Origin of the sequence: Vibrio sp. 10N.222.48.A3 (assembly GCF_041475345.1) — a bacterium.
Taxonomy (GTDB): domain Bacteria; phylum Pseudomonadota; class Gammaproteobacteria; order Enterobacterales; family Vibrionaceae; genus Vibrio; species Vibrio tasmaniensis_A.
The window spans coordinates 1-5824 of sequence record NZ_JBFRVX010000384.1 but is presented as its reverse complement, the minus strand read 5'-3'; the positions used below and the strand labels follow the sequence as shown (position 1 = coordinate 5824).

Annotated in this window: 4 protein-coding genes; all 4 read left to right on the top strand. The window is 42.7% G+C overall.

Annotation, left to right across the window (positions count from 1 at the left end; genetic code table 11):
• A partial coding sequence (locus AB4653_RS11865; protein WP_372104241.1) for an NAD-glutamate dehydrogenase domain-containing protein occupies positions 1-1833 on the top strand: 1833 nt, incomplete at its 5' end.
• A 346-nt stretch (positions 1834-2179) separates the two neighbouring features.
• The gene (pyrD, locus tag AB4653_RS11860; RefSeq protein WP_009846660.1) at positions 2180-3190 is read left to right on the top strand and encodes a quinone-dependent dihydroorotate dehydrogenase; all 1011 of its coding nucleotides are present in this window, start codon (positions 2180-2182) and stop codon (positions 3188-3190) included.
• Between the two features lie 258 nt (positions 3191-3448).
• Positions 3449-4003 (top strand): cell division protein ZapC, encoded by a 555-nt coding sequence (locus AB4653_RS11855; protein WP_102257889.1) that lies wholly within the window; start codon positions 3449-3451, stop codon positions 4001-4003.
• A gap of 509 nt (positions 4004-4512) precedes the next feature.
• Positions 4513-5824, top strand: a 1312-nt coding sequence (gene rlmKL, locus AB4653_RS11850) for a bifunctional 23S rRNA (guanine(2069)-N(7))-methyltransferase RlmK/23S rRNA (guanine(2445)-N(2))-methyltransferase RlmL (RefSeq protein WP_372104238.1), incomplete at its 3' end; no start/stop codon positions are given.

Below are 5824 nucleotides of genomic sequence, written 5' to 3'. Positions count from 1 at the left end.
GCGTTTAACCACATGCATATTTTCATCGACCCGAATCCAGAATCAGCATCAAGCTGGGTAGAGCGTGAGCGCTTGTTTAATCTTCCTCGTTCAAGCTGGGAAGATTACAACAAAGACCTTATCTCTCAAGGTGGTGGCATCTTCTCTCGTCGAGCGAAGTCTATCTCTCTGACGCCTGAAATTCAGAAAATGCTAGGTACTAAGAAAGCATCAATGGCACCAAATGACTTGATCAAAGCGATCTTGTCTATGCAGGTTGATCTTCTTTGGAATGGCGGTATCGGTACATACGTTAAGTCTTCGAACGAGACTCATACTGACGTAGGTGACCGTGCAAATGACGTCCTTCGTATCGATGGCCGTGACCTGAAAGCTAAGGTTGTTGGTGAAGGCGGTAACTTGGGTATGACTCAATTGGGTCGTATTGAATATGCGCTGACGGGTGGCCGCGTTAATACTGACTTCGTTGATAACGTTGGTGGTGTTGACTGTTCGGATAATGAAGTAAACATTAAGATATTCTTGAATGGTTTGGTGTCTAATGGTGATCTAACCGTTAAGCAACGTAACCAAGTGCTTGAATCAATGGAAGATGAAGTGGGCGAAATCGTACTAGACGACGCATATTGCCAAGCTGAGTCTATTTCGGTTACTGAGCATCAAGGTGTTGGCTTAGTCAAAGAGCAAATCCGCTTTATTCATACAATGGAAAAAGCAGGGTACTTGGATCGTGGTTTGGAATACATCCCTGATGACGAAACACTGCTTGAGCGTGAAAAGCAGGGCCAAGGCCTAACAAGACCAGAGCTTTCTGTACTTGTTGCTTACGGTAAAATGGTGCTTAAAGAAGATCTTGTTAGTGATGATATCGCTAATGATGAATTCCATGCTCAACAGCTTATGCAATACTTCCCAACAGCGTTACGTCGTAACTACTCTCAGCACATGGATAATCATCCACTACGTTCTGAAATCATTGCGACGGCACTGGCTAACCAAATGGTTAACGAGATGGGTTGTAACTTCGTTACTCGTCTGCAAGAAGAGACGGGCGCAAATATTGTTGATATTGCCAATGCTTACGCGGCAACACGTGAAATCTATGGTCTTGGCAAAGTTCTGAAGAGCATCCGTGAACTGGACAATGTTTCAAGTTCTGAAGCTCAATATGAATTGATCTACCATGTTCGTCGTACACTTCGTCGTTTGGCTCGTTGGTTGCTAAGAAACCGTACCGGAAAACAGTCAGTGAAAGCATTGATTGAACTTTACCAAGGCGATGTTCTTACTATCACAGAGAAACTGGATGAAAACCTAGTGGCTTCTGAAGTAGAAGAGCATAACGCAATGGCACAGTTATGGATTGACCAAGGCGTAACCCCTGAGTTGGCTAATTCAGTTGCGCGTTTGTCTAGCTTGTACTCGGCACTGGATATATCCACAGTAGCTCGTGAGACGGGTAAAACAGTACAACAAGCGTCGAAGCTTTACTTCAACCTTGGCGACCGTTTGTCTCTGCACTGGTTCTTGAAGCAAATCAATGGTCAAGCTGTAGATAACAACTGGCAAGCGCTGGCACGTGCAGCATTCAGAGAAGATCTGGATTGGCAGCAACGTCAGCTAACTGGCCAAGTGCTTAACTGCGGTTGTGCTTCAGACATCGATGTGATTAAAGCGCTTGATGATTGGATGGAAAGTAACTCTGTTTCTCTACATCGTTGGGAAAGTATCCTCAATGAATTCAAAGTAGGTTCGGTTCATGAGTTTGCCAAGTTCTCAGTAGCACTTCGTGAGTTGATGTTATTGAATCTAAACTGCATGTCGACAGATTAGTGATTAGATAAAACGAAAGACACAAGGGCAGGCCATAAGGTCTGCCTTTTTCGTTTCTATAAAGTGGCATCAATCGATCTGACGATTTTTGACGGACCCACTTCTTTTGACGGACCCACTTCGTGGACACCTTGCTTGTTGTTAAAAGAGTGGGTGGCTGTAATATGGTAGAGACTAGAAATGAGTAAACTGACTGCTGAAACGATAACGTTTGCTTAATAAAGAACCTCATTCGCTAACAAACTCGATTATCTTACCCTTACAGACAGTAATAGATTGAATAGTTGAGTAAATAAGTAAATAATATCGCCCCGTTTACACGGGGCTTTTTTCTATCGGAGGCACAATGCTCTACCGTCTAGCCAGAACTGGCTTTTTCCAACTTGATGCCGAAAAGGCACATGATCTTGCAATTCAAAATTTCAAACGCTTCACAGGCACTCCTATTGATCTTTTGTATCGCCAACAATTACCTAATCGACCTGTAGAATGCATGGGTCTTACTTTTAAAAACCCAGTTGGCCTAGCGGCTGGCCTAGATAAAAACGGCGAATGTATTGATGCATTTGGCGCAATGGGTTTTGGTTTCGTTGAAGTAGGAACGGTAACTCCTCGTCCACAAGCCGGTAATGACAAACCACGTCTGTTCCGTCTTGTTGAAGCTGAAGGTATCATCAACCGCATGGGGTTCAATAACCTAGGCGTCGACAATCTTATTGAGAACGTTAAGAAGTCGAACTATGACGGCATCTTAGGTATCAACATCGGTAAGAACAAAGACACACCAATTGAAAAGGGCGCTGAAGATTACTTGATCTGTATGGAGAAGGTATATCAATACGCTGGTTACATTGCTGTGAATATCTCTTCACCAAATACTCCAGGACTTCGTTCTCTACAATACGGCGAAGCTCTAGACGATCTATTGTCTGAACTTAAAACAAAACAATCTGAACTAGAAGAGAAGCATGGTAAATATGTTCCTCTTGCTCTTAAGATTGCTCCGGATCTAAGTGATGACGAAATTAGCCAAATTTGTGAATCATTGATCAAAAATAAGATCGATGGTGTGATCGCAACAAACACAACATTGGATCGTTCAATCGTTGAAGGCATGAAACATTGCGATGAAGCGGGTGGCCTAAGTGGACGTCCGGTTCAATCTCGCAGTACTGAAGTGGTTCGTAAACTTCACGAAGAACTTGGTGACGCATTGCCGATCATTGGAGTAGGTGGCGTTGACTCTTACGTTGCTGCAAAAGAGAAAATGATGGCAGGCGCGAAGCTTGTACAAGTTTACTCTGGTTTCATCTACAAAGGCCCAGGTCTTGTAGGCGACATCGTTAAAAATTTATAGTCCCCGAAAACCAGAGCTTTTATAAACCCAGAGCTTTTAAAAACAGAGTTATCAAAAAGATTTGGTTTTTTTTAGGAAAGCTATAATTTGGCATCGTCTTGCTAAAAGAGACACTGTAACTCACTGAGTTGTAGACAGAAGCGATAAGAAAGAGGAATTCATTTCCTCTTTTTTTTTGCCTATTGCTCAGTAAAATTACTGTAATTGAAGGTAATTTTGCGTTTTACCTAATGGAATGGTTCAACAGTGTGAGACGAAATGATGCTTAAACCTAGCGATACATGGAGTTGGTATTACGATGAGCAGCAATGTTCATTAATGCTAAACCTCGGAGAGGATATGATTTTCAAAACGAATCTGGTCCGCAATAAGCTGGTGGACTGCGCGTTTAGAGATAATGAATTCACCGTTGATGACGCATCTTCATACCAAACCTTCAAAGAACAAATTTCTGGCTTAGAACTGTCTGAGCCTCGCCAAGCTGAACTCGCACTATATTGTGTGGCAGCAAAGCGCTTCCACAAGCCTGTACAGCCTAAAAGCTGGTTCTTCGATTCACAAGGCGCTGGCCACGAATCTCCTCAAGAAGGGGATATCGTACAAATGAATAACGAGCATAGCCTAGGTTACTTCATTGTATTGGAAGTGGGAGAGTGTGCGAGCCTATGTGCATTTGTCGACTTAGAGGAGTTTCTGCTCACACCTTCAAAAGGGTTAAGCTATGGAGACTCGATTAAAGTGATGCACGATAGGATGGTAGACGCGAACTCTATTCTTCATTTTCACCACACACATATTGCAATGGTCGGTTAATTCCCCAGTTTAGTTCATCATTTCTAACACACATTGCAACGCATAAACCTATCAAACCTTCCTTAGAATCGGCTCAATAGCCGATTTTTTTGTGCCTAAAAAACCTCATCCAGATAAATACATCACCGCTTAACTATTTAATTAGTGAACTTGTGACTGTTTTTTCATCTTAATTTCTGCCTATTTTCATCGGCAGAAGTGTAAATTACCTCCCTTTATTCCCTGTTTTTGTGCTTTTGTAGCTAACTTTCAGTCCTAAATTGACTCTGGTATATACCAATTTTAAGGTGAATATAAATTCACACCGCCGCATTGGCCGATGTTTGGTCATAAATTGTGCTGATTTGATAAGTCTTATGTTCTAAGGGGATGTGGGTAAGCGATCGCTTCATGACTGTGTGTTTGCTAGCCAGTTAGTCGAAAGATTCAATGAAAAGACAAGTTTAGTGTGATGCTCTAATAACAAATTCAGGTATAATCGAGCTAATTTTTATCAATAAAAGAACACTATGAATCAATATCTAGCGGTTACCTCAAACGGCCTTGAGAATTTATTAGTTGAAGAACTAACCCAACTAGGGATTACAAATGCAAAACCTGTTCAAGCAGGTGTTAAATTCAAAGCGACCAATGAGCAAATTTATCGTTGTTGTTTATGGAGTCGTTTGGCTTCTAGATTTGTACGTGTCCTTTCTGAATTCACTTGTATGGACGACATGGATTTGTACCTATCAACCACCGCGGTTAACTGGGTAAATCAATTCCATAGCTCTAAGCGTTTTGTTGTTGACTTTAACGGTACAAACAACGAAATCCGTAATAGCCAATACGGTGCGATGAAAGTAAAAGATGCCGTTGTTGATAGCTTTGAGAAAAAGTCTTTGCCTCGTCCGTCTATCAGCAAAGAAAATCCAGATATTCGTATTCACGTTCGTCTACATCGTGATAAAGCGATTCTTGGTGTTGATATGGTAGGTAGCGGTCTTCACCAACGTGGTTATCGTCCAGAATCAGGCCGCGCACCATTGCGTGAAACCCTTGCTGCAGCGATTCTTCTTCGTAGTGGCTGGGACGCAACTAAGCCTTTCCTAGACCCAATGTGTGGTTCAGGTACGTTAGTGATTGAAGCGGCAATGATGGCTGCGAACATGGCTCCAGGTGTTAAGCGCCAGAAGTGGTGTTTTGAATCACTAGAAGATTTTGAACCAGAACTGTGGGCTGAAGTGAAAGCTGAAGCGAACGTTCAAGGTCGTCGTGGCGTTAAGAAAGTAGAGTGTAAGTTCTATGGCTACGACAATGACGAGCGCATGATCAAAACAGCGCGTGACAATGCTCGTCGTGCTGGTGTTGAAGAGCTGATTGAATTCGAAGTAGGCGATGCTGCAAAGCTTAAGCGTCCTACCGAGTTTACTGATGGTGTGATTGTTTCAAACCCACCTTATGGTGAGCGTCTTGGCACAGAGCCGGGTTTGATTGCACTTTACACGGCATTCGGTGCACAACTTAAAGCGGAATTTGGCGGTTGTAACGCGTCTATCTTCTCTAGTTCTGACGAACTGCTTAGCTGCTTACGTATGCGTGCAGACAAACAGTTCAAATTGAACAATGGTGCGTTACCGTGTCACCAAAAGAACTACTCAATTTCGGACCGTCCGATGTCAGAGCGTCCAACGGGTGAACAAGAGCAACTTATTGCTCCAGACTTCGCAAACCGTCTTAAAAAGAACATCGGTAAAATTGGCAAGTGGGCTAAGAAAGAGCAATTAGATTGTTACCGTATCTACGATGCGGACTTACCAGAATACAATGTAGCGATTGATG

Bases quoted from the DNA above. Each gene is read 5' to 3' on its own strand.
- pyrD (WP_009846660.1), top strand. From the start codon at position 2,180: ATGCTCTACCGTCTAGCCAGAACTGGCTTTTTCCAACTTGATGCCGAA.
- AB4653_RS11855 (WP_102257889.1), top strand. From the start codon at position 3,449: ATGATGCTTAAACCTAGCGATACATGGAGTTGGTATTACGATGAGCAG.